Origin of the sequence: Sporosarcina ureae (assembly GCF_002082015.1) — a bacterium.
Lineage (GTDB): Bacteria > Bacillota > Bacilli > Bacillales_A > Planococcaceae > Sporosarcina > Sporosarcina ureae_A.
Genome location: NZ_CP015109.1, coordinates 2,614,997 through 2,637,761 on the forward strand (window position 1 = coordinate 2,614,997; position 22,765 = coordinate 2,637,761).

The following is a 22,765-nucleotide window of genomic DNA, read 5'->3' on the forward strand; positions in this document are numbered from 1 at the left end:
GACCTCCTATTGTATTAAAATTGATATTCATAGCATATTTGATACAGCTCTGCGATTTTTTCATTGGAAGGCGTTTTCGGGTTATTGCCAGGACTCCCGCTATCGATTGCGTCTGTAGACATTTTGCTGAGAGCGCTTACAAAATCTTCACGTGGGATTCCCCATTGTTCGAGATTTGGAATTTGTAGCGATTTACATAAGTCCTTCACAGATTGCACAGCAACTTCTGCAGCATCCTCATCTGATAATTGTACTGCTTTGGTAGAGAAGATTCGACCGATGTCTGCAAGTCTACTAATACATGAATCTTTGCTATACTCCAGTAAAGCAGGTAAAAGCATCGCATTTGAGAAACCGTGCGGCACATCAAATAGGGCACCAATTGGACGAGACATTCCATGGATTAAACAAACAGACGCATTGGAGAACGCACTTCCAGCTTGAAGGGCAGCGAGTGACATGCCTTCTCTCGCTTCAATATTTTGACCGTCAATGAAGGCTTTGTGCAAATTCTTTGAAATTAACTTGATTGCAGACAATGCCATCATATCTGTCATCGGATGCGATTTTTTAGATATGTACGCTTCAATCGCGTGGCTTAGTGCGTCTACACCCGTCGCAGCTGTTACTTTTTGAGGAGATGAGAGCGTCAACAATGGATCAACAATGGCCACATTCGGCATGAAAGCAGGTTGTTTGATCATCATTTTCACTTTCGTTGCTGAGTTCGTGATGACCGTTACATCTGTTGCTTCTGAACCGGTCCCTGCAGTGGTTGGAATCGCAATATGAGGGACAGATGCCGTGTGGGCAATTTTCTTCATGCCGACATAGTCTGCAATGTTTCCACCGTTAATCGCAACTACTGCAACCGCTTTCGCTGTATCGATACAGCTTCCGCCACCTAATGAAATGATCAAGTCGCATTGTTCGTCTTGATATAATTGAAGTGCTTCATCCACGTATTGATCATTTGGTTCTGAAGCTACACCGAGAAATAGTACACTGTCGACGGAATGATCTGATAATTTCTGCTGGCAATCTTTTACGTAACCGAGTTGGTGCATAATTTGGTCGCTGATGATCAATGCTTTCTTACCGAGAAGGACGGCTTTTTCACCGATCTGTTCAAATGAATGTTGCTGATACAGTATGGTAGGTGGCATTTGAAACGTTTTGCAAGTTTCCATTAAATCAGCTCCTTAAATTATAATACGTGTAAAGCAGTAATGAAAAAAGTGTAGCGAATAAGCTACACTTTTATTTATAAACAGAGTGTAGCATTACGGCTACACTCTGGTCAAATATTAAATTTTCTCATTTTTTTGTATAATGTCGTTCTATGGATACCGAGTAGCTCCGCAGTCTTTGATTTATTGCCATCTGTTTTATCTAATAAATCGATAATCATCTTTTTTTCTTCCGCGTCTTGTTTTTCTTTAATCTTTTCCAAACTATGGATGCTTTGTCCATCTACAATCATTTTAGGTAAGTCTGATACGTCGATACTATCGGAATCCACCGTACTGACTAAGCCTTCAAGTACATCAATTAATTCTTCAATATTGCCCTTCCATTCGTAATTCATCAAGTACGTTACAGCGGAAGTGGTGAAAGACTTCTCTTGCATTTTATGCATGAAGCATATTTCCTGCATATAGTGTGACAGTAAATGGGGAATATCTTCTTTCCTGTTACGAAGTGCAGGGATGGTCAGTTGCAACGGATTGAGTTGGGCATATAATTCGGAACTGAATGCATCACTTTGGGCTAATTCATATAAATTCTGTGTAGAAGAAATGATTAATTGAACAGGGAAGTCTTCTGGAGCATGTCTTAAAAAGTCCAATAGCTTCATTTGTATAGTCATAGATAACGCTTCAATGTCTTGTAAGTAGAGCGTGCTTTCATTGCCCGAAATGAGAATTCCATTCATGCTAAAAAGTTGTTCTTCCACGTTTTTTGAGTTCTCTACCGTACAGTGTATGATTGCAAACGGTTTTGATGCGATTGGGCTTAATAAATGAATACTTTCTGCGAATGCCTTTTTACCCGTACCTTTTTCACCTGATAGTAAAACGACAGCTCGTGTCCGTGCCGCAGTCCTTGCTTTTCTTTTCAAGTCGGATATCGCTTCACTCGTTCCGATAATTTGACTGAGACTCGAAAAGCCTTCAGATGATAGGGGAGGGAGTTCTGTATCGGTCATGACTTTCTGCAATTGCAACCGTTCGTAGATTCGATAGATATCTGAAACCCCTTCAAAAATGAGCATCCCAATTGCCGCGACTACTCTACCGTTTTTCCAGATCGGGATTCGATGAACGACCATGTCTTGTCCTTGTATATTTTGTAGAACGCCTCTTTCTGGGATGCCTTTTTGGACCGTTTCATGTAAATTGGTGTTTTCAATAACATCTGTTACATGCCTTCCCATTGCCTCGGATCTAGGTACGCCTGTGAATTTACTATATGCATCATTGAATTCGATGATCACTCCATTCTCATCGACTACAGCGATTCCTTCATACGCTTTTTCAAGAATGACAGATAAAATATCGGTCACTTTTTCATTTTGTATATAACTCTCCATCAACGCTGTTAACCCTTTAAAGATCTCGTTTTGAGTGAGTAGGCCAGTGAGTACCCCTTGTTGATTGGTCGCCATAAAGACATTCGTATGATCGGAGTCTATGGGAAGTTCACTTAATAATATATGTTCATCTATTTCAGTTACTTGCATGGGCAATATAGTCTCAAGCAATACGTGTTGATCACGTCCAGTGACGAATGCTTCGAAAATATGGTGGGGAGTCAGCATACCGACTGGCCTATGTTGCTGATCAACAATAGGAAGATACTCTATGTTCATATCCTTCAAAATCTTCGCTGCTTCAAGCAACGTCTTGTCCGATCGGATGACCGAAAAGTTTTCATTCATCCAATTCGCTACAGACATCCACTTTTTATCATTTTCAAACTGTACGAGTGTATTAATAAATGAATCGTTAAACATAAAAGCCTCCAGAGGATATCTATTTTACTTCATTTTATTTAATTATAGCTTGAAGATTCAACATGTGCACGAGAACACTGGAGAGGGTACAGCAGTAGAGGTAACGGTGCCAGGTCCCCAAACAATTTGAAACAATTCAGAAAAACAAATATGCAATACAAAAAGTCGTATTGGAATTACGTTAGGACGTCTAGAATGTCAGTACTTTTGCGGACTTTCAATATATCCTCTATTTCCATCAAACAATAGTTTACATAGGCTTTTGCAGATTTCTCAAATGGTTGAGGTAGGCATTGCGGTAGTTTTGATGTATCAATATACGGATAAGGTGCCGGATCAGAAGAATGATAGTAGGGGAATGTGCTAAATGGATAATCAGCCAAATGCTTGACCAAAGGTGTTTTTGTTGCGATCGGGTTGCGGTGAATATAGCGGCTTACCGCAAGCATTGCATAAGGGGACTTTACTTCTTTAGAATAATATCGGCCTTGGTAAAGTTGTCCGACATAGCCGTACCGTTTAGAGTAATAATCACTGTATTTCCGATTAATATGCCGCATGATTTTAGATAAGTTGTCTTCGGATTGCAGTAGAATGTGATAATGATTTGTCATGATACAGAACGCAAAAATGGTGAATTGATAGTCGATCGAAGCATGGCCTATGCATCGCATCAGGTGCCACATATCTTCTTCGGTGTTGTAGATGTTCTGTCGGTTATTGCCGCGCATGACAACATGGTAGTTTGCATTCGGCCTCCAATTCCGTTTATGTCTGGCCATTGATTTCTCCTCCTATTATTTTAAGAATATGTTGAGTATAGAAGAGAAGTTTTGTTTTGGTCAAAGAAGAAAAATTGAATTCTGTAAAGCGTAAAGTGCATACGAATCACTTTGACGATTTGAAGAATTGAATTTGTATGGCTATTACTATGGAAGAATTGAATTCCTGAGTGAATTGTGTGCGAATTGTGCGGGGACCTGGTACCGTATCGAGGACCGCGCCACGAAAACCGAAAAACCACCCTTGCAACCCCACAACAAATCCAGTATAGTAGTAGAATATTCAGAACATACCAACTGGTTAGTATAAACGAAAGGAAGTTATAGATGATGAACTTTTCATATTCCGAGAAAGTAGTAAAGTTACAAAAGCAAGTGACGCAATTTATGGAAGAGTATATTTATCCAAACGAAAGTGTGTTTCGTCAGCAGCAAGAGGAACAAGGAGACCGTTGGAATAAGGTGCCGCCGATTATAGATGAATTGAAAGCGAAGGCGAAAGAGAAGGGGCTTTGGAATTTGTTTCTTCCAGATGATAGTTATGGGGCGGGATTGACGAATGTGGAATACGCACCGCTTTGTGAAATTATGGGGCGTTCATTCTTTGCACCGGAGATTTTCAATTGTAATGCGCCGGATACTGGCAATATGGAAGTGTTGGCGCGTTATGGTACGGATGAGCAGAAGAAGCAATGGCTCGAGCCTTTACTTGAAGGGGAGATTCGCTCAGCGTTTGCGATGACGGAAAAGGACGTGGCGTCGAGTGATGCGACGAATATTGAATCGAGTATTGTACGCGACGGCGATGAGTATGTGATAAACGGTAGGAAATGGTGGACTTCAGGTGCCGGAGATCCTCGCTGTAAAGTGATGATTTTTATGGGCAAGAGTGACCCAAATGCGGCGAAACATGAACAGCAATCGATGATCCTTGTGCCGATGGATGCAAAAGGTGTAACAGTGGAGCGTATGCTACCTGTTTTCGGCTATGATGATGCACCGCATGGACACGCAGAAATTCTCTTTACCGATGTACGTGTGCCAGCAGAAAATATATTGTGGGGCGAAGGGAAAGGGTTTGCAATTGCGCAAGGTAGATTAGGGCCTGGCCGTATTCACCATTGTATGCGTTTAATCGGTGCGGCTGAACGTGCACTTGAATTGATGTGCAAGAGAACAAGTGAACGGGAGACGTTTGGCGAAAAGATTTCGCATCACGGTGTCGTGCAACAATGGATTGCGGAATCACGGATGGATATTGAACAGGCTCGTCTGCTGACGTTAAAAGCTGCGTATATGATGGATACAGTCGGCAATAAAGTTGCGAAAGCAGAAATCGCTATGATTAAAGTGGTGGCACCGAATATGGCGTTGCGAGTGATTGACCGGGCGATTCAAGCATTTGGCGGAGCGGGTGTAAGTGAAGACTTCCCGCTTGCATATATGTATGCAGGAGCCCGAACGTTGCGTATTGCAGATGGTCCAGATGAAGTGCATTCAAGACAGATTGCTAGATTGGAATTGAAGAAGTATCGATAAATGTTAGGTATGATCAGAGTTCCATTTCATTCATTCCGCGTGAAGATTCGATCCGCCAAAATGTGATATAGTATGAGGTAAATAACATGAAGAGGGTCGGGGAATGAGTATGAAAGCTAAAATTACACAAGCGAGTGTGTTGTTGTTTGAAGAGAAAGGGTTTAGTGATACATCGATTCAAGATATAGTCGAAGCAATCGGTGTGACAAAAGGAACATTCTATTATTATTTCAATAGTAAAGAACAATTATTGATGGAAATTCATTTGGAATATATTTCGGATTTACTGAAACGCCAACAGACGATTTTAGAATCGGATCACTTATCAGGTCGTGAAAAGCTAGAAGCTATTATCGCATTGCTGATCCATGATATTCAGTATAACGGGCCAAGCGGTCGCGTGTTTTTCCGTGAAATGCGTCATTTAGTTGAACAGAATGTCGATACGATTGAAAAACAACGGGATCTGTTTCGCTTAAATATCGAGCAGCTGATTACGGATAGCATCGAAGCGGGTGAATTCCGTCAAGATTTGCGTGCAGATATTGTGGCATTCGGCGTATTAGGCATTACGAATTACAGCTACAACTGGTTCAATCCAAAAGGGAATATGTCTGCGGATGAATTGATTGAACTATTTTCCAGTCTTTTACTTGAAGGTATCATACCGCGCTAAGCTGAGAAATCAGCTTATGTAAAACATACCTACTGGTTAGTATAAAAAGGAGGATGTACTATGGAGCATGCTACAACAATTGACGTACGGTCTGGAGAAGAATTGAATAAAGAGAAGCTACAACACTTTATTCATGATCATATTCCAGAAGCGCCAGAAGGGGAATTACACATTCGCCAGTTTAGTGCGGGGCATTCGAATTTAACGTATCTTCTGCGGATTAATGAATGGGAAGCAGTGTTGCGTAGACCGCCACTAGGGCCAGTTGCACCGAAAGCACATGATATGGAGAGAGAATATCAAATTTTATCGACTTTGCATCCGTATTTTAAAGCAGCTCCAAAACCATATGTATTTTCTAACGATGAAGAGATTGTCGGAAGTCCATTTTTCATTATGGAACGGCGAAATGGCATCGTGCTAGACACGGAATTTCCTGACGACACAGCCTATACGCCTGAACTCGGCCGCAAGATTTCTGAATTACTAGTAGAGCAATTGGTCAGTTTGCATCAAGTAGATTATAAGAAGACGAAGTTAGTGGATATGGTGAAACCTGAAGGCTTTATGGAGCGGCAAGTTGCCGGGTGGATCGGGCGCTATGAACGTGCGAAAACGGATGACGTGAAAGGCCTGGATGAATTGACTGCGTACTTGAAGAGTCATGTACCCGAGTCGGCAGAGCCTACGATAATTCATTACGATTATAAATTAAACAATGCGATGTTTTCAGAAGACTATTCCGAAATGACAGGGCTGTTTGACTGGGAAATGACGACAGTAGGCGATCCACTCGCTGACGTGGGCGCTGCGATGAGTTATTGGATACAGGCAGATGATCCCGAAATGCTGAAAAAAGGGCTGGGTAAACCACCCGTTACAGTGATGGAAGGGTTTTTCACAAGAAATGAATTTATCCAACGCTATGCAGAGAAGAGCGGACGTGATGTCAGCTCGATCGATTATTATTTGACGTTTGCCTACTTCAAATTAGCCGTCATTTGCCAGCAGATTTATTACCGCTATAAAAAGGGACAAACGCAAGATCAACGCTTTGCTCACTTCCATGTGTTTGTTGAAAATCTAATTCAGTACGCGTTACTTAGCGCTAGGAAGTAAGGGGTGACAGGGTGAAAATCCATTTGCTTTTTAAGAAAGAAGAGTTGGATGAGACGAAGCTCGATGCGTCGAAAACGGTTGTCGTCTTTGATGTGTTATTAGCAACTTCTACGATTTCTGCCTGCCTGTCGTTTGGTGCGCGGGCAGTTATTCCGGTAGCTGATGAAGAGGAAGCGCATGAGATTGCGAAAAACTTGCCGATCGATGAGTATTGTATGGCGGGTGAGTGGAACGGCTTGCCAATTGATGGGTTCTCCTATCCATTGCCGCTAGCCCTTCAAGAAAAGGTCGCGGATAAAACGTTGATCCTACGAACGACTAACGGTACAGTGGCGATCCGAAAAGCTGCAGCTGCGCGTAAAGTATGGATTGCATCATTATTGAATAGCCCAGCAGTAGCTAGAAAAGTGTATGAAGAATATGAAGATGAAACGATTTTGATCACTTGTGCAGGATCTGCCAATCAATTTTGCTTAGAAGACTTCTACGGTGCAGGGTACTTTTTATCCGAGCTCATTCAGCTAGCCGGAGAGAATGCCGTTCAATTAACGGACAGTGCGCTCGGAGCCAAGCTGTTTTACGACAGTCAGAAGGATCAAAATGAAATAGTACTCGCACAAACACAAGTAGGCAGCGCAATGCTGGAAATGGGAGTAAGCGAGGATTTACATTTCGTCAGTCAAAAAGAAAAGCTGGAAGTCGCACCATATTTGTCTGGTCATGAAGTTGTCTGTGATCCGTTTGTAGGCGTATACAATAATTGAGGAGTGAATTGAATGAAACATACAGCTCATTTTGAATTTTGGCCACCGCGTCTTGCCAAATCTCTTACATTACCTGAAACAACGATTTATGATAATTTGGCGATCACTGCGAAGAAATATCCGAACAAAACTGCTTATGAGTTTTATGGAGGATCCGCAACGTACAGTCAATTACTGGACGAAACAGAGAAGATGGCAGGCTATCTTGAACACGAATGCCAAGTGAAAAAAGGGGATCGTGTTTTGCTACTTATGCAAAACTCGCCACAGTTTCTCGTGAGTTTATTTGCAATATTGCGCGTGCGGGCAGTCGTTGTCGCGATCAATCCGATGAGTACGACTAAAGATTTGCAGTTTTTCTTGGAAGACGGAGACATTCGACTGGCGTTTATTGGACAGGAACTGTATCCGAAACTAGAGCCGCTAATAGGTACGACGACACTTCAAACCGTGATATCTGCCGCTTATTCGGATTATATTAATGAAGGAAAAGCATTAGCTGAAATACCTGCAGAAGTAAAGGCACCTGCTAAGGAACTAGCTGAGACTATTTCGTGGAAATTTGCGCTACATGCAGCTAAAACCCCGTCAGCCTACACAGGTGAGAGTGACGATATGGCGATGATTCCGTATACGTCAGGAACGACTGGCGCACCAAAAGGCTGTATCCATACGAATCGTACAGTGCAGGCCAATACGACAGGTTCGTATCACTGGATGACGATGGGTCCAGACACGGTGGTATTGACAAGTTTGCCTTTATTCCATGTAACAGGACTGACGCACAGTGCGCTGAATCCTATTTTGGCAGGGAGTAATACGGTGATTTTAACGAGATGGGATCGCGATTATGCAATGAAGGCGATTGAGCACTTCCGAGTCAGCCACTGGATCAATATTAGTACGATGCTGATCGATTTCCTCGCGAATCCTCAGCTCGCTGATTACGATATTTCATCTCTAGAAATCGTCGGTGGCGGAGGAGCAACGCTTCCTATTGCAGTGGGTGAAAAACTACGACAACGAACGGGACTTGATTATGTAGAAGGGTACGGTCTCTCGGAAACGATGTCGCATACTCATTTCAATCCACCGAATCGACCTAAATTGCAGTGTCTTGGTATTCCTGCATTCGGTGTAGATGCCCGTATTATTGATCCGACGACTGGAGAAGAACTCGGAGTAGAAGAGGAAGGCGAGCTAGTGGTCCATGCGCCTCAACTGTTTAAAGGGTATTATAATCAAGAAGAAGAAACGAAAGCGAGCCATCTACTGCTAGACGGTAAACAATTTTTCCGCACGGGCGATATTGTACGAATGGACGACGAAGGCTATTTCTTTATCGTAGACCGCGTTAAACGGATGATCAATGCAGCTGGATTTAAAGTATGGCCGACTGAAGTGGAGTCGATTCTATATAAACATCCAGCGGTTCAGCAGGCGTGTGTCGTTCGGTCTCCTGATGAAGTGCGTGGTGAAACCGTAAAAGCACTCATTATTTTGGATGAAGGGTATAAAGGAAAAGTAACTGGCGAAGAGATTATCGAATGGTCGAAGGAGCAGATGGCGAGTTATAAATATCCACGGATCGTCGAGTTCCGTGATAGTTTCCCAACTACGAGTAGTGGAAAGATTTTATGGCGTCAGTTGCAGGATGCATAAGCGGTAACTACGTCTTTTATTCATAGAAGTGAATATAAAAGCTGCACCGAAAAGACTGTATCGTTACGTCTTCTCGGTGCAGCTTCTATTTTATTACTCACAGTCCGACTACGGATTGATTACGAAGAGCTAGAAGGTCTTTCAATGATTCTACTTGTTCGTCAGGCAACGCAATCATGGGTAAACGAACACCGCCAACCGGTACGCCTGTCAAGTTCAATGCAGCCTTCGTAGGTGAAGGGTTTGGAGCAGCGAACATCGCTTTCATGATGGGCAATAGGCCGCGGTAGATCGTAGCCGCTTGCTTTGTGTTGCCCATTTTGAAGTGACGCACCATTTCTTGCATTTCATTGCCTATAATGTGAGCGGAAACCGATACGACGCCTGTGCCGCCAATAGCCAGTACAGGAAGTGTAGACGAGTCATCACCTGTATAGACAAAGAAATCGTCTCCGGTATGTTCGATAATGGCTGCAACGGCGTCTAAATTACCGCTTGCTTCTTTGACAGATGTAATATTCGAAACGTTATTAGCTAATCGGATAATCGTTTCAGGCAACATATTTACTGCGCTACGTCCTGGTATGTTATAGAGCATGACTGGCAATGTAGTCGTTTGTGCGATCGTCTGGAAGTGCTGGAACAACCCTTCCTGACACGGCTTATTATAGTATGGTACGACAAGCATGATGCCGTCAACGCCAGCTTCTTCTGCTTGGATCGTTAGGTCAATCGATTCTCTTGTACTGTTCGTTCCTGTACCGGCAATAACCGGTGCACGTCCTGCAACAGTTTGCACGGTGAACTTGAATAGTTCCACTTTCTCTTGCGCAGTAAGCGTAGGGGATTCACCCGTCGTACCTGCGACGACTAACGCGTCTGTTCCATTGGCTAGTAAGTGATTGATTAAGTGTTGTGTCGCTGGGTAATCGATGTCTCCTCTTTCGTCAAACGGAGTAACCATCGCTGTCATAATTGATCCGAAATTCATTATTCTCCACATCCTATCATTTTATTAAAAAACATAGAGGTGGGGGCGAAACGTAATTGAACGCAAAAAGCAACAACGAGGGCTCGCTGTTGCGTTGAAATAATGAATTATTTCTTTGCACGAGATAGCCCACCATATAGTCTCCTATATGACAATCCTGCACTTGTTCAGTCCAGGATCAGCTTAGAGATCATGAGAATCTCACCGCTTCGGCAAATTCCCCTTTCGACAATCTTCACAGAACCTCATGATTCTCCGATTGTGTACTAATGGTTTTTGCGCCTCTATCCTTATTTCCGAATAATCGAAATAAGTGAAAGTTTAATTAACCCCTACTTTACTTGGTATACGAGAGAAATGCAACCAATACTTTTTAATTTTTATAAACAGCGGATGGATCTCTGTAATTTTCATTAAAATGGAATTAACTCTAGTTCTATTGAATGTCACGGGGTAACATAGACTAAAGTCATTCATTTGATAGAGCCAATGAATGAGGAAAGGGGAATGTTATGAAGAAAAGTAGTTTGGTTATTTTATTGTTAGTATCGATATTTTTTGGATTCATTACGAGTAAACCCATACATAGTCACGCACAATCACCAGTTACCGAGTGGCTAGTGGAATATGCGGAAGACGCTCGCATGACTTTTAGTGAGGAACTAGAAGGGCGAGTGGAAGTGCGTAAGAAGATTTCTTCTGACGTGGAGTTATGGAGTGTAAAGGAAGGTATAGACGCAGAAACACTTAGACGTGAACTTCAGGAAGATCCGAATGTTTTACTTATAGAAGCAAATGTTGAAAGACACTTGGCAGCTGAATCTTCCAATGACCCGTATATTGTGGAACAATGGTGGCTCCCACGTGTGGGTGCAGAAACGATTTGGTCACGTGTGTCTGAACAGAAGAAGGACGTAACTGTAGCGGTAATTGATTCAGGTATTGATACGCAACATGTAGATTTGCAGAAGCGAATTCAACTAGGGGGACAGAATTTCTATAACGATAATGGTAATGTGCGTGATGAAACCGGCCATGGAACTAAGGTGTCGGGGATCATCGCTGCAGAGTACGGTAATAGTGAAGGCGTTTCAGGAATAGCGGGTCCTTTTGACGTGAAAATTTTGCCGTTAAAAGTATTCGGGGCTAGCCAGACAACGAAAACGTCCTATATTATCGCAGCCATTGATCACGCGGTGAAGCTAAAGGCAGACGTGATCAACCTGAGTCTTGGCGGCCCGGTGAAATCGGATATTGAAGAACGAGCGATCCAACGTGCAATTCAAGCGGGCATCACTGTAGTGGCGGCAGCTGGTAATAAAGCAGAGGAAGATAATCGACCTTTTTATCCAGCGTCATATGAACATGTGATATCGGTCGGTTCGACCGATCAACGTAATCAGCATGTGAAGTCCTCGAACTACAATGAAAGCTTGACTCTAGTAGCGCCAGGAACGTCTATTTTCACGACTACAAATGAAGGGGATTACGGTGTAGGTGAAGGAACTTCATTTTCATCACCGATTGTGGCGGGAGCGGCAGCTATTGTAAAGTCATTGCAACCGGAAAAAACACCGCAAGAGATCAAAGAGATACTTCAATCTACAGCAACACGTTTGGCGGAACCTGGAACTTCTTTATACTTCGGATCAGGTTTACTCAGCTTGGAACGAGTGCATCAAATGCTTCCTGCTCAAAAGATTCCAGTGCACAGCGTGGAATTAAGTGCTGAAGCAGTAACGATGGACTTGGCCAGTGGTGTGAACTCTCCGACTGTCGCACTTACTCAACTTGCTACGATGAATTCTGCGATGAATATAGTTTATGAACAAGAACCCAATAATACATTCAAACAAGCTAATTGGCTTTACGAAAATGCCAACGTAAGAGGAACGATCACGGAGACTTCTAAAGACATGGATTTCTATCAAGTGGCATGGCAGACTCCAGGTACATTGAAAGTGGAAGGCGAATGGACCAAAGAAGATTTTGCTGGTGGTTACAATAATCAGTTTCTGCGTGTGGATCTATACGATGAAAAGCAGAATTGGATTGGAAAAGCCGATGATCAAAAGATGTTCAACGGTCAGAATGGTTTATCCATGGAAGTAGAGTTGCCGGCGGGTCAGTATTATCTAAAAGTGTCTCAGACAGCTGCCAATGAAGACTTTTTTACGAATCATGAATACGAAATATCTAGTCATTTCACCCCAAGTAAACTAGTGCCTCAACGTCCGAACTTCTTGTTGGGGGATGTGTGGATGAAAGTGGATGAGAGAAAGTTCTTCTTGAATGAAGAGGATGAAACATTTGATTGGGAATCAACGAATTCCGATGTCGCCACAGTTGACAACGAAGGCATGGTCGTCGCGAACAATCCTGGGAACGCTATTATTACTTTTTACGTAGGAAATGTCGTGAAAACTTTACGGGTCACTGTGACGGATACGACGACGGAATCGAAATTCGCATTGTACGCTGCAGTTCATCCAGTTAACGCAACGGATCAAACGGTCATCTGGTCTTCTTCCGATCCCTCTATCGTAGAAGTTGATCAGCGCGGAGTCGTCACAGCCAAAAAAGTCGGTACCGTATTTGTGACGGCTAGGGCAAATGGAGCCGCGGCGATTGCGACAGTCAACGTAGTGCGTAACGGTGTAGGCTACGAGTTTACGAGTGACTTTGATGATCAGAAGGTCCTCGCAAATAAAGTATTCACTGTCACATTCACTCAGCCATTATCTCCGTTAAAGGATTATAGTCAAGACATTGTTATCTCAAGGGACTCAGACGGTGGAACACGGGTCCTTGACTTCACGGCCAAAGTAAATCCACTGAATTTCAAACAGCTATGGATTCAACCGAATACGTCTTGGAATGAAGGTTCTCATTATCTTACGGTGACGAAAAATGTTCAGAACACTCACCTACTTACCTTACATAAAGAAAGTAGAATGATGTTTTATTCAGGCTATAAGTAAATCAATTACCAAATGAAGAGGTAAGGACAGAACAGAAAAAACGTAAGGGGAATTACGCTTTTTTCTGTTCTTATCAGTAAATATTTTTTTAGAGTGTCAGAGTGTACCGGAACGGAGAAAGGCCGACTCCTGAGGGATCAGCGTGCGTCTTGAGACCCTGGACAGGTGCCTTAATTTCTGCAAAGTACACAGAAATACGGCAAAGCGAACCCTACGTTGTTCGCTTGGCTCAAGCCACGCCCCTCGGAAAGCATGCCTTTCGGAGTGCAGGGAAACGGGTTGAGATAGTTATGTCCCAGCCTCTTCTGTCTATCCATGCTACTTCCTGTAACAACCCGTCATTCCACGTATCAAAGTCACCTCATTCCTTCGACAATTCGTGGCCCAGTATTGTGTTAGCCACCAAAAAGTGCTATCTTATCAGTATAATAGCCTAAGCTTAGCCTGGGCTTTTCTTGCTTTATATATGTTTTCTGAAAAGGGGAATTCGATGAGTACTATACATGAGTCCGCGAATAACAGGCCGGAAGAGTTGCAGCGTTTATTGGATAAAGAATTATTACAACTGGAGAAAATTACAATTGAAGATTTCGAAGTGGATCCTATTGAGAAGCCTGTCACGCAAGAAGATTTGAAGCAGTTCCAGCAGTTTACATCGACGAGTTTCCGCTCTTTAGAAGAGTTGCTCGAAAGCAATCAGGCCGTCTTGCCTGTTGATGAAGCAATTACACGTTTGCAAGATGAAGCATTGCAAGACCGAGTACAAATGGCAAAACGTGCGGTGCAAATTTTTACTTTATTTGAAGATGTGCGTCAGACAGTTGATCCTGAATCTGTTGATTTACTTGCACAGTTAGATGCAGCGATAGATCAAGCCCATCGTTTGCTTGAAGAAATCGGTATACAAGAGTTAACGGTGTACGATGAGTATTTCGATGAAAGTTATATGGAAGTAGTTGGAACTATACCTGCTGAAGAAGCGCAAGGAATTGAGCGTTTTAAAGTAGCAGCTGTATTCCGTAGGGCTTTTGCAATAGAAGGTCAAGTCATTCAAGATGCATTAGTGAAAACGGTTTCGTAAAAGGGGGAACGTTTATGACGAGCATTACAAATGATCAATGGGTGAGTCACGACGTACGCCCGTTTAGTAGGTGGAGGTGATTCGATGAGTTCATTTACTAACGTTCCTATGCTGATACAGCAAATGCAACAAGAAATACGACAGAAGCGTTATACACTGGCGCTGGGTACGATACGCGAATTGGAAAAAATGAATGTGAGCCGCAAGCAAATTCTATGGCATAAAGCATTGCTTGAAAGTAAGGTCGGGAATTTGCATGTGGCATTAGCCTACTTGAAGGAATTAGATAGCGACGAGTTATATGCCATCAAGTTACAGCAAACGATTGTGGACAATTGGGACACGTATACGCAGATCATCGCTAAATATAATGATGCCGTTTCGGAAATTCAGCTAGGATTCGGTGAAAAAGCACTACATACTATAAATCACGCGATGGAACTTGCAGGAAAACTGCCTATTCCCATTGAATTCTATCGAATGAAAACGGTGTTGTTGGCGCGTTATGAAAGTGACCCTTTATCTCGCTACATAGCGGAGTTACCTATGTATGCGCTCGATGATCCGACAATCAAGCGAGTCGTGGCAGCAGAACCTCCACGTCCAGACATCGCACGGCCGGTTCCGAAACCTAAGCGCAAACGTAAGCTGAAAAAAGAAGCGGCAGTATTTCTCGCTAGTACAGCGACTGTCTTATTAGTGTTCGTCGTCTGGTTAGTTGCCAATCTCATGGCGTCACCTGAAATCGCTACGGAGTCGCCAACTACCGCACCGGCGAAAAAGCCAGCTATAACGGAGACGGAGCCTAAGGAGGACAAGCCGGTTGAAGAAGTGATCGCACAACCTAAAGAAGAAACTGAGCTTGAATTCGTTTCCAATGAAGCAGCGAAAACGTATTACAACGAAGGCTATAAGCAATTTATAAAAGAAGACTTCCCAGCAGCTGTTGTGTACTTGGAATATGCTGTGCGTACAGAAGAAAGTGATTACTTCACAGACGATGCCTCGTACTTCTTAGCGTCAAGTTATTTGCGTGAGCGGAAGTATGAAGATGTGGTGAACATCGCGAAAGCATTTCGTAAAGAAAAAGATGTAAATTATAAGGAGTCGCCTTATCGAGAGGGAATCCGCCTTCAAGAAAGTCGTGCGTTGTGGCAGCTCGGCGAGGATGCGAAAGCTGTTTCGATTCTGGATGAATTGATGAACAAGCCAGACGAAGATTGGGTGACGTACGAAGCAAGGGCGATGAAGAAGTTGGTAGTAGATGGTGAGAATGGTAGTGAAGAAGAGGCTAGTTGAGTTTCATAGGGGTTGTGGTGTCGTGCTATTGGGCATCCACACCGCGCTAAATAAAAAATAGGAGCAATTCGTGAAGCCGAGCCGACTTCACGAATTGCTCCTTTGTTTATTCTAGAGATTTAATCAATTCAATATTATGTTTTTCCCACTTGGACATCTTGCCATCGAAGGATGGGTCCGGATCATACCAAGACTGTGAGCCAAAGTAGTTTTGCAATTCTTTTGACTTGAATACGTAGCCATGCCGTGCATAGATTTCATTGCGCGCTAAACGTAAGTCGTCTTTTGACAATCCTTTTAAGTCGGATTTGTCAAGGAACACGTCACCGCTGTATGAGATGATGAAATGGTCATTTGAATCATCAGCTGGTATTTCTTTAATCACTTCTTTGACAATAACCGTTTCGACGGGTTCTTCTTTCGGGACGTCATTTTGTACAACTGGTACATCATTGTCGGTTTCCACGTTGGTTGCGGTGGCTAATTCTTTGATGGAGTCAAAAGCGAGATGAATCGTTTGTTTCGCTCCAAATACATTCGCTTGAATTTCCTCACGCACGCTTTCATCATCTATAGTTGTTGTCATTTTAATGGGATAGATCCCAGCCATGTACGGGCCGAATTCTGCTTGTTCTTCACTCTTTTTAATATAGCCCATTTCTGTATCGTGAATGGATAGCACCGTTTCGTCCCCGATGGATTTCACTTTGAGGATATAGCCCGCTGGATTAATCGTATAGCGAGGAAAGAAGCCGAACCGCTTACCAACCGCACGTATGGAGAACATGCCATCGTCGGTCTGTTCTTGTAAATGGCTTTCCACTACTTGTACCAAGGAAGGGTTTTTCTCAACCAATGTAAGTAAGGCTTGTATGCTTTCTCCATCGATTGAAATACGACTATCTTTCGGTACGATCAATTCATGCAACTCATCTCGATCTTGCTCGATCAGCGCTGAAATGAATTGCTCTGTTATTGCTTTCCGACCATACTTATTTTCAATAGTGTAATAGCTTATAGTCGCGACAAGCACGACAGCGATCAATAAAATGGGATACAGTGGTGTCTTCAAAAACGTTCGTTTTTTATTGGAATAACGTGAGGCAAGAAACGCCTTACAGTGTGTACAGTATTCTTGCTGATTTGTATTCATTTCATTACATATTGGACATTTTTTCATACGTATTCTCCTACTTCATGCTATGGCTCTATCTTTTGAAAGCAAGAATAGATACCAATGTAGTCAAGATTATACTATGACTGACGGGATTATTCTAGATGTAAGGGTGGTTACTTCATTGAGAAGAGAGTTGTAGAGTATTCATTACATGGAGATTTTCATAATACGCCACGTAAAGATCGTCCTATCTAACGTATTAAATGTATGAAGATGGTAAATGACGAGTTATACTAGTTTAAAAGAATCCCGTATGACTAAAGTGTGGCAGGGAAGAAAAGAGGGGCGAATGAAGAAAGAGCATCACATACTTTTCATTGTATATTTTGGATTGCTAGCGGTCTTTGGATACAAAGGGGTAGTTAGTGCAGAAGTAGTTTCAAATGAGCTATTGGTAGAGTACGAAGAAAACCGTCAGGCATTTTCTCTAGATGGAAGCTTACCGGGTGTAGAAAGCCGGGAACCTATCACAGACGAAGTGGAATTATGGAGTTTTACAGATTCAGAAGAAATGCTAGTCATGAAGGAACAACTACTTGAAGATCCGAATGTTTTACATGTTGAACCGAATTATGAACGCTACTCGCATATCGTATTTAATGATCCTATTCTTGTGAAGCAATGGTGGATTCCACAAGTGAAGCCACAGTGGATGTGGTCTAGAGCGCAAGAGCAAAAGAAAACGGTTATTGTGGCGGTCATTGATTCCGGTATTGACTTACAACATGAAGATTTACAGGGACGAATTCAGCCGGGTGGTTATAACTTTTACGCAAACAACTCGAATGTTCAAGACGTCAATGGCCACGGAACGGCAGTCGCAGGTGTAGTCGCTGCTAAGGCTGGAAATAATCTAGGCATAGTAGGTATTGCAGGAACATTTGACGCCAAAATATTGCCGTTGAAAATCTCACATCTGAACGGACTCAGTAAAGTGTCAGATAGTATTCAGGCGATTGATTATGCCATCAAGAAACAAGTCGATGTAATCAATATGAGTTACGGAAGTAGCACGTCTTCTCAATTGGAAGAAAAAGCAATTCTGCGTGCGGTTGAAGCGGGGATCACGGTTGTATCGTCTGCAGGGAATGATGCGACAAAAGGAAATTTGATCATGTATCCTGCATCGTACCCTTCCGTCATTTCAGTTGGTGCAACAGATAGAGATCATCAGCGCGCTTCCTTTTCAAACTATAACTCTCACGTTAACTTAGTCGCTCCAGGCGCGGCAATCTACACGACTACTCTTTCGAATGGTTATAAGTCAGTCAGTGGAACGTCTTTTTCCGGACCTATCGTGGCAGGTGCAACGGCTTTGGTAAAATCATTGAAGCCTGAAGCAACGCCCGTTGAAGTCAGACAGTTATTGGAAGTAACCGCGACAGACTTAGGCGCACCGGGTAAAGATATTTATTTTGGCGCAGGTGTAGTAAATTTAGAGAAACTGAGCCATGCATTGCCGGCTGTTTCTACATCCATTCCGCCAAATGAGTTCAAGGGCGATTTTCCAGAACTGAATGCACAACCGAGTAAAGTATTCAAGATCAAATTTACTAGCGATTTGCAACTTGGAAAAGACTATGCTCGACATATTTATATTACGCGTTCGCCAAATAGCACAGAACGTATTGAAAGCTTTACAGCGAAAGTGAATTTTGAAGATCATACGCAATTATTCATTACCCCCACTACAGACTGGCAACCTGGAGTTCATTATTTACGCGTAGATCAAGGGTTGCAGAATGAAAAGGGCGTGGCAATGAAAAAATCATTTGCCGTGAAGTTTACGGTATCGCCTCGCTAATTCCATATAATCAAAAAGAGCTATTGCGATGAGTCATAGAGACTTCCGCAATAGCTCTTTCTGTATATTAGTTCGTTATTTTAGAAAACATTTCACCTGTGCTGACGTCTAGGATCATATCGTCTACTTCAGGTTTCGTCTTGATCAATTCCATTTCATGTAGCCAGTCCCGCACTTCTTCCCAAGATGTTTCATTAAGCGTACCAAATGCTTCACCGTCTGTATCCATTTTTGGCAATAATACATTCAGACTTTCGGTTTCAATTGCTTTGTCTAACGGGAAGTTCGCTTGATCTTGGTTGTTTAGCAAGAGGTCAAGAGCTTCTTCGGGCTGTTCTTTCATAAATTCATAACCTTTTTGCGCTGCCCGCCAGAAAGCCTGGATTGCGTCTTGTTCTTTGTCCCATGTATCATCACTCGTCAACAATACGATTTCACTATAATTCGGCACGCCATAGTCTACTGGATTAAAGTAGCGTGTCTTGAAGCCTTTCGAGCTCATGACAGGCACTTCGTGGTTAATAAACGTTCCGGTCACGGCATCCACACGTTTTGAAACGAGTGAAGATTCCAATTCAAATCCAACGTCGATCATATTCACTTTGTCATAATCGCCGCCATCATTCGTAACCATCGTTTTAATCAGAGATTCGTTTAGTGGAATCCCTGGATAGCCAATTGTTTTGCCTTCAAGATCTTTAGGTGATTGAATCGAACTTTCCTCTAGCATGACGGTGTAATTTAGTGGCTCTCGTACAATGGAAGCGATGGCTTTAATTGGAATGCCCTCGTTTGCTTGCGCTAAAATGACATCCGGTTGGTAATACAGTCCAAGAGTCACTTTTCCTGCTGCGGTCAAGTTCATTGGGTCAGTCGGATTGGCAGGAAATTGTATGTCCACTTCCACGTTCTCTTCATTGAAATAGCCTTTTTCCTGAGCTACATAAATATAGCTATGTACTGCATTCGGATACCAGTCGAGCATGATGCTGACTTTTTTCATTTCATTGTTCGGTGTCTCTTCGTCGGCTACGGGAGTCTTATCAGTATTGCACCCAGCTAGCAGTACAAGAAGAAAAGTGATGCTTAGAAACAGACGTTTTTTCATTGGTGATTCCTCCATTGTAAAAAATGTTTTTCCAATATGACGATGAGTAGAAAAAAGACAATGCCTACCGCAGAAAGCAAGACGATCGGTGCGAATACAGCAGCACTGTCAAATTGCGTCATCATTCTTCTGCTAAAATATCCAAGTCCTGCCTGAGCCCCTAGCCATTCCCCAATGGCCGCACCGATCACGCTCAGTGTTACTGCCACTTTGAGTCCAGAGAAGAAAGATGGCAAAGCGGAAGGGAGGTCTAATTTATAGAAAATGTCTTTTGCGGATGCACCCATTGTTCGCATTAATTCCCGTAAGTTTTTATCTGACGAGCGTAAGCCGTCGAACACGCTGACGGTAATCGGGAAAAATGTGATGAGTACGGTGACCGCAACTTTACTCCAAATGCTGTAGCCGAACCATAAAACGAAGATCGGTGCGAGCGCAATGATGGGAATCGTTTGCGACGCGATTAGGATAGGGTAAAACGCCTGCTCGATCGGCTTCTTACTATACATCGCAATCGCCAGTGTGGATCCGATTAGGATTGAAATCGATAATCCAATGAAAATGGTTAAAGCTGTCGGAGGTAAATGGTGGATAAACAGCTCCGTTTTCAGCTCCCATAATCGAATTAAAATCGCTGAAGGAGACGGGAAGAGAAAGCTTTTGTCGTAAAGACGAGCGCTAATCTCCCATACACCGAGTAAGATCGCAACGAAAAGTATAGACCAACTATACGAAGTGATCTTCTTCATAGTCGTGCCCCCGAACGAAGCTCACTAATAAGTTGCTCTTTCAGTTTTATCAGCTCGGGCCGTGCCAAGTCCCACATAGTGCGTGGTCGGCTAAGAGGCACGATGATTTCGCGAATCGTCTGTACCGGTTTGTCAGCGAGTACAAAGATGCGATCGGATAGGAATAAAGCTTCGTCGATATCATGCGTGATGAACACGATCGTTTTATCGAGCTTTTGCCATTGATCCATCAGCCATTCTTGCATGGTTAGCCGTGTGATCGCATCGAGCGCGCTAAATGGCTCATCCAGTAATAAAATATTGGAGCCGGTCAAGATCGTTCGCAAAAAAGAAACCCGTTGTCGCATCCCGCCTGATAAATTCCCAGGATAAGCGTTTTCTTCGCCTGCAAGTCCGAAGTCAGCGAGGAGTTGAATGATCTGATTGGCAGACGGTTTACCGCCTTGAAGTTCTAACGGTAGTCGGACGTTTTCAAGAATCGTTCGCCAAGGCATAAGTAAGTCTTGCTGCGGCATATAGCCGACTTTGCCTAATCGCTTCGTCGTCACTTCTCCGTTCAATGAAATCTCCCCATTGTCGGGATTCTCAAGACCGGTGACCAGTCGGAATAACGTGCTTTTTCCGTACCCGCTCGGTCCAATGATGCTGACGAATTCGCCTTCATTTACATGCCAGTCGACTTGATCAAAAATCGCGGTTGGTTTTGAAGCATTGGTTGCTTGATAATGAAAAGATACATTTGTGAACTCTAAAACTTTAGTAGTCATATGGTTACCACTTCTCATTTCTTCAAAAAAATATACACAAAAAAACCCCTTCTCTGTTCGAAGCGGTTGCATAGTTCGGCCTAAATCCGTCATATGTCCACTTCCCTCCGCTAGCATTATCTAGAGCAGGTTCAAGGGTTAAGGCGTACGCCTCTCTCAGCAAAAGCACCCCTAGTGTTGTTCCTTCTCTTATCGTTACATAGACTAGTAAAGTAGTCAATGTCAATTTAGTAAATATTCTAAGAGGCTGGGACATAACTATCTCACCCCCGTTTCCCTGCACTCCGAAAGGCACGCTTTCCGAGGGGCGTGGCTTGAGCCAAGCGAACAACGTAGGGTTCGCTTTGCCGTATTTCTGTGTACTTTGCAGAAATTAAGGCACCTGTCCAAGGTCTCAAGACGCACGCTGATCACTCAGGAGTCGGCCTTTCTCCGTTCCGGTACACTTTATACTCTAAAAAAATATTTACTGATAAGAACAGAAAAAAAGCGTAAAGGACATTCCCCTTACGTTTTTTCTATTCTGTCCCAATCTCATTACGAATCAGCAATCCTGTTGCATTTACTGGATAACCTATGTAATATAATGACTAACAGACCGGAATGGTATTCTGGTCACTTTTTTTGAAGGAAGTGTCATAATGGATCGCAGAGAAGAAATTATGTTGGCGGCTGAAAAATCATTTTCCATGTTTGGTTATAAAGCAACCACGATGGATCAAGTAGCGAAGATTGCGAACGTGGGAAAGGGCACAATCTATACATTTTTCTCGAATAAAGAAGAGTTATTTCATTCGATTGTTTGGAAAATGGTTGAAGAAATGAAAGACCTCTCTGAGCGCACAGCTAAGGAAGGTGCGTCTTTTCAAGAGAATGCTCATGCGCGTATTATGCAGTTGCTGAAATTTCGCGAAACGCATCAGTTATTCATTAAATTGATTGAAGAAGAAAAAGAATTGCGTACACCTGCTGTGGGTGATGTGTTAACTACTATAGAGAAGGAAATAGTGAAATTCATTGCTGGGAAAATTGAACGAGGCGTCGCAAAAGGTGAACTGAAGCCATGTAACAGCGAGCTGATTGCGTATCTTTTATTCAAATCTTATGTAGCGCTAGTTAATGATTGGTCAAAAACGCATGATGAACAATTGACAGAAGAACAAATCACGGACGTTTTGAACGATACGATCTTCTCTAGTTTGTTAGTGTGATGTGCGGATGACGGAATATAGAGTGAGGGTTTATGTGAA

The 22,765-nt window shown here is 42.9% G+C and carries 18 protein-coding genes and 2 riboswitches; of the genes, 10 read left to right on the plus strand and 8 right to left on the minus strand.

The window, feature by feature from the left end; genetic code table 11:
* Positions 1-14: 14 nt before the first annotated feature.
* The 3 genes from SporoP17a_RS12845 to SporoP17a_RS12855 form a co-directional block, all read right to left on the minus strand.
* Positions 15-1,190 (minus strand): iron-containing alcohol dehydrogenase, encoded by a 1,176-nt coding sequence (locus SporoP17a_RS12845; RefSeq protein WP_083035044.1) that lies wholly within the window; start codon positions 1,188-1,190, stop codon positions 15-17.
* A 110-nt stretch (positions 1,191-1,300) separates the two neighbouring features.
* Complete coding sequence (locus SporoP17a_RS12850; protein ID WP_083035045.1) at positions 1,301-3,016, minus strand: sigma 54-interacting transcriptional regulator; 1,716 nt, start codon at positions 3,014-3,016, stop codon at positions 1,301-1,303.
* 176 nt (positions 3,017-3,192) lie between these two features.
* Positions 3,193-3,798: a transposase gene (locus SporoP17a_RS12855; RefSeq protein ID WP_083035046.1), complete on the minus strand. Its 606-nt coding sequence runs from the start codon at positions 3,796-3,798 to the stop codon at positions 3,193-3,195.
* Positions 3,799-4,128: 330 nt separating this feature from the next.
* Between SporoP17a_RS12855 and SporoP17a_RS12860 the strand changes: the two genes are divergently transcribed.
* The 5 genes from SporoP17a_RS12860 (at position 4,129) to SporoP17a_RS12880 (ending at position 9,558) form a co-directional block, all read left to right on the plus strand.
* The gene (locus tag SporoP17a_RS12860; RefSeq protein ID WP_083036094.1) at positions 4,129-5,337 is read left to right on the plus strand and encodes an acyl-CoA dehydrogenase; all 1,209 of its coding nucleotides are present in this window, start codon (positions 4,129-4,131) and stop codon (positions 5,335-5,337) included.
* Between the two features lie 103 nt (positions 5,338-5,440).
* Positions 5,441-6,013 (plus strand): TetR/AcrR family transcriptional regulator, encoded by a 573-nt coding sequence (locus tag SporoP17a_RS12865; RefSeq protein WP_335695487.1) that lies wholly within the window; start codon positions 5,441-5,443, stop codon positions 6,011-6,013.
* Positions 6,014-6,073: 60 nt separating this feature from the next.
* The gene (locus SporoP17a_RS12870; RefSeq protein WP_083035047.1) at positions 6,074-7,132 is read left to right on the plus strand and encodes a phosphotransferase family protein; all 1,059 of its coding nucleotides are present in this window, start codon (positions 6,074-6,076) and stop codon (positions 7,130-7,132) included.
* 11 nt (positions 7,133-7,143) lie between these two features.
* Complete coding sequence (locus tag SporoP17a_RS12875; protein ID WP_083035048.1) at positions 7,144-7,896, plus strand: 2-phosphosulfolactate phosphatase; 753 nt, start codon at positions 7,144-7,146, stop codon at positions 7,894-7,896.
* A 12-nt stretch (positions 7,897-7,908) separates the two neighbouring features.
* Entirely contained in the window at positions 7,909-9,558 is a 1,650-nt protein-coding gene (locus SporoP17a_RS12880; protein WP_083035049.1) for a long-chain-fatty-acid--CoA ligase, read from the plus strand.
* A 97-nt stretch (positions 9,559-9,655) separates the two neighbouring features.
* Here the strand turns inward: SporoP17a_RS12880 and dapA are convergent, their stop codons facing one another.
* Positions 9,656-10,549, minus strand: a complete 894-nt coding sequence (gene dapA / locus SporoP17a_RS12885) for a 4-hydroxy-tetrahydrodipicolinate synthase (protein ID WP_083035050.1) — start codon at positions 10,547-10,549, stop codon at positions 9,656-9,658.
* Positions 10,550-10,666: 117 nt separating this feature from the next.
* Positions 10,667-10,844, minus strand: a riboswitch (Lysine riboswitch).
* A 217-nt stretch (positions 10,845-11,061) separates the two neighbouring features.
* On the opposite strand from dapA, the gene SporoP17a_RS12890 reads away from it, so the two are divergent.
* From SporoP17a_RS12890 to SporoP17a_RS12900, 3 genes are all read left to right on the plus strand, one after another.
* Positions 11,062-13,530, plus strand: coding sequence for a S8 family peptidase (locus SporoP17a_RS12890; protein ID WP_083035051.1), 2,469 nt, complete (start codon positions 11,062-11,064; stop codon positions 13,528-13,530).
* A gap of 490 nt (positions 13,531-14,020) precedes the next feature.
* On the plus strand, positions 14,021-14,611 hold the full coding sequence (gene grpE / locus SporoP17a_RS12895) for a nucleotide exchange factor GrpE (RefSeq protein WP_083035052.1): 591 nt from the start codon (positions 14,021-14,023) through the stop codon (positions 14,609-14,611).
* Between the two features lie 84 nt (positions 14,612-14,695).
* Positions 14,696-15,910 carry a tetratricopeptide repeat protein gene (locus SporoP17a_RS12900; protein ID WP_083035053.1) on the plus strand — a complete coding sequence of 405 codons (1,215 nt, stop codon included), beginning with the start codon at positions 14,696-14,698 and terminating at the stop codon, positions 15,908-15,910.
* A gap of 106 nt (positions 15,911-16,016) precedes the next feature.
* Here SporoP17a_RS12900 and SporoP17a_RS12905 read toward each other — a convergent pair whose 3' ends face one another.
* Entirely contained in the window at positions 16,017-17,090 is a 1,074-nt protein-coding gene (locus tag SporoP17a_RS12905) for a YARHG domain-containing protein (RefSeq protein WP_083035054.1), read from the minus strand.
* A 217-nt stretch (positions 17,091-17,307) separates the two neighbouring features.
* Between SporoP17a_RS12905 and SporoP17a_RS12910 the strand changes: the two genes are divergently transcribed.
* Entirely contained in the window at positions 17,308-18,891 is a 1,584-nt protein-coding gene (locus SporoP17a_RS12910; RefSeq protein WP_083035055.1) for a S8 family peptidase, read from the plus strand.
* Positions 18,892-18,958: 67 nt separating this feature from the next.
* Here SporoP17a_RS12910 and SporoP17a_RS12915 read toward each other — a convergent pair whose 3' ends face one another.
* Genes SporoP17a_RS12915 through SporoP17a_RS12925 form a run of 3 tightly spaced genes read right to left on the minus strand, consistent with a single transcriptional unit; the run spans position 18,959 to position 21,515 of the window.
* The gene (locus tag SporoP17a_RS12915; protein ID WP_083035056.1) at positions 18,959-19,999 is read right to left on the minus strand and encodes an ABC transporter substrate-binding protein; all 1,041 of its coding nucleotides are present in this window, start codon (positions 19,997-19,999) and stop codon (positions 18,959-18,961) included.
* The gene (locus SporoP17a_RS12920; protein WP_083035057.1) at positions 19,996-20,748 is read right to left on the minus strand and encodes an ABC transporter permease; all 753 of its coding nucleotides are present in this window, start codon (positions 20,746-20,748) and stop codon (positions 19,996-19,998) included. The genes SporoP17a_RS12915 and SporoP17a_RS12920 overlap by 4 nt, the downstream gene beginning before the upstream one ends.
* Positions 20,745-21,515 carry an ABC transporter ATP-binding protein gene (locus tag SporoP17a_RS12925; RefSeq protein ID WP_083036098.1) on the minus strand — a complete coding sequence of 257 codons (771 nt, stop codon included), beginning with the start codon at positions 21,513-21,515 and terminating at the stop codon, positions 20,745-20,747. Before SporoP17a_RS12925 ends, SporoP17a_RS12920 begins: the two co-directional genes overlap by 4 nt.
* A gap of 85 nt (positions 21,516-21,600) precedes the next feature.
* A riboswitch (TPP riboswitch) is annotated at positions 21,601-21,698 on the minus strand.
* Between the two features lie 458 nt (positions 21,699-22,156).
* On the opposite strand from SporoP17a_RS12925, the gene SporoP17a_RS12930 reads away from it, so the two are divergent.
* Positions 22,157-22,726: a TetR/AcrR family transcriptional regulator gene (locus SporoP17a_RS12930; protein WP_083035058.1), complete on the plus strand. Its 570-nt coding sequence runs from the start codon at positions 22,157-22,159 to the stop codon at positions 22,724-22,726.
* Positions 22,727-22,765 lie beyond the last annotated feature (39 nt).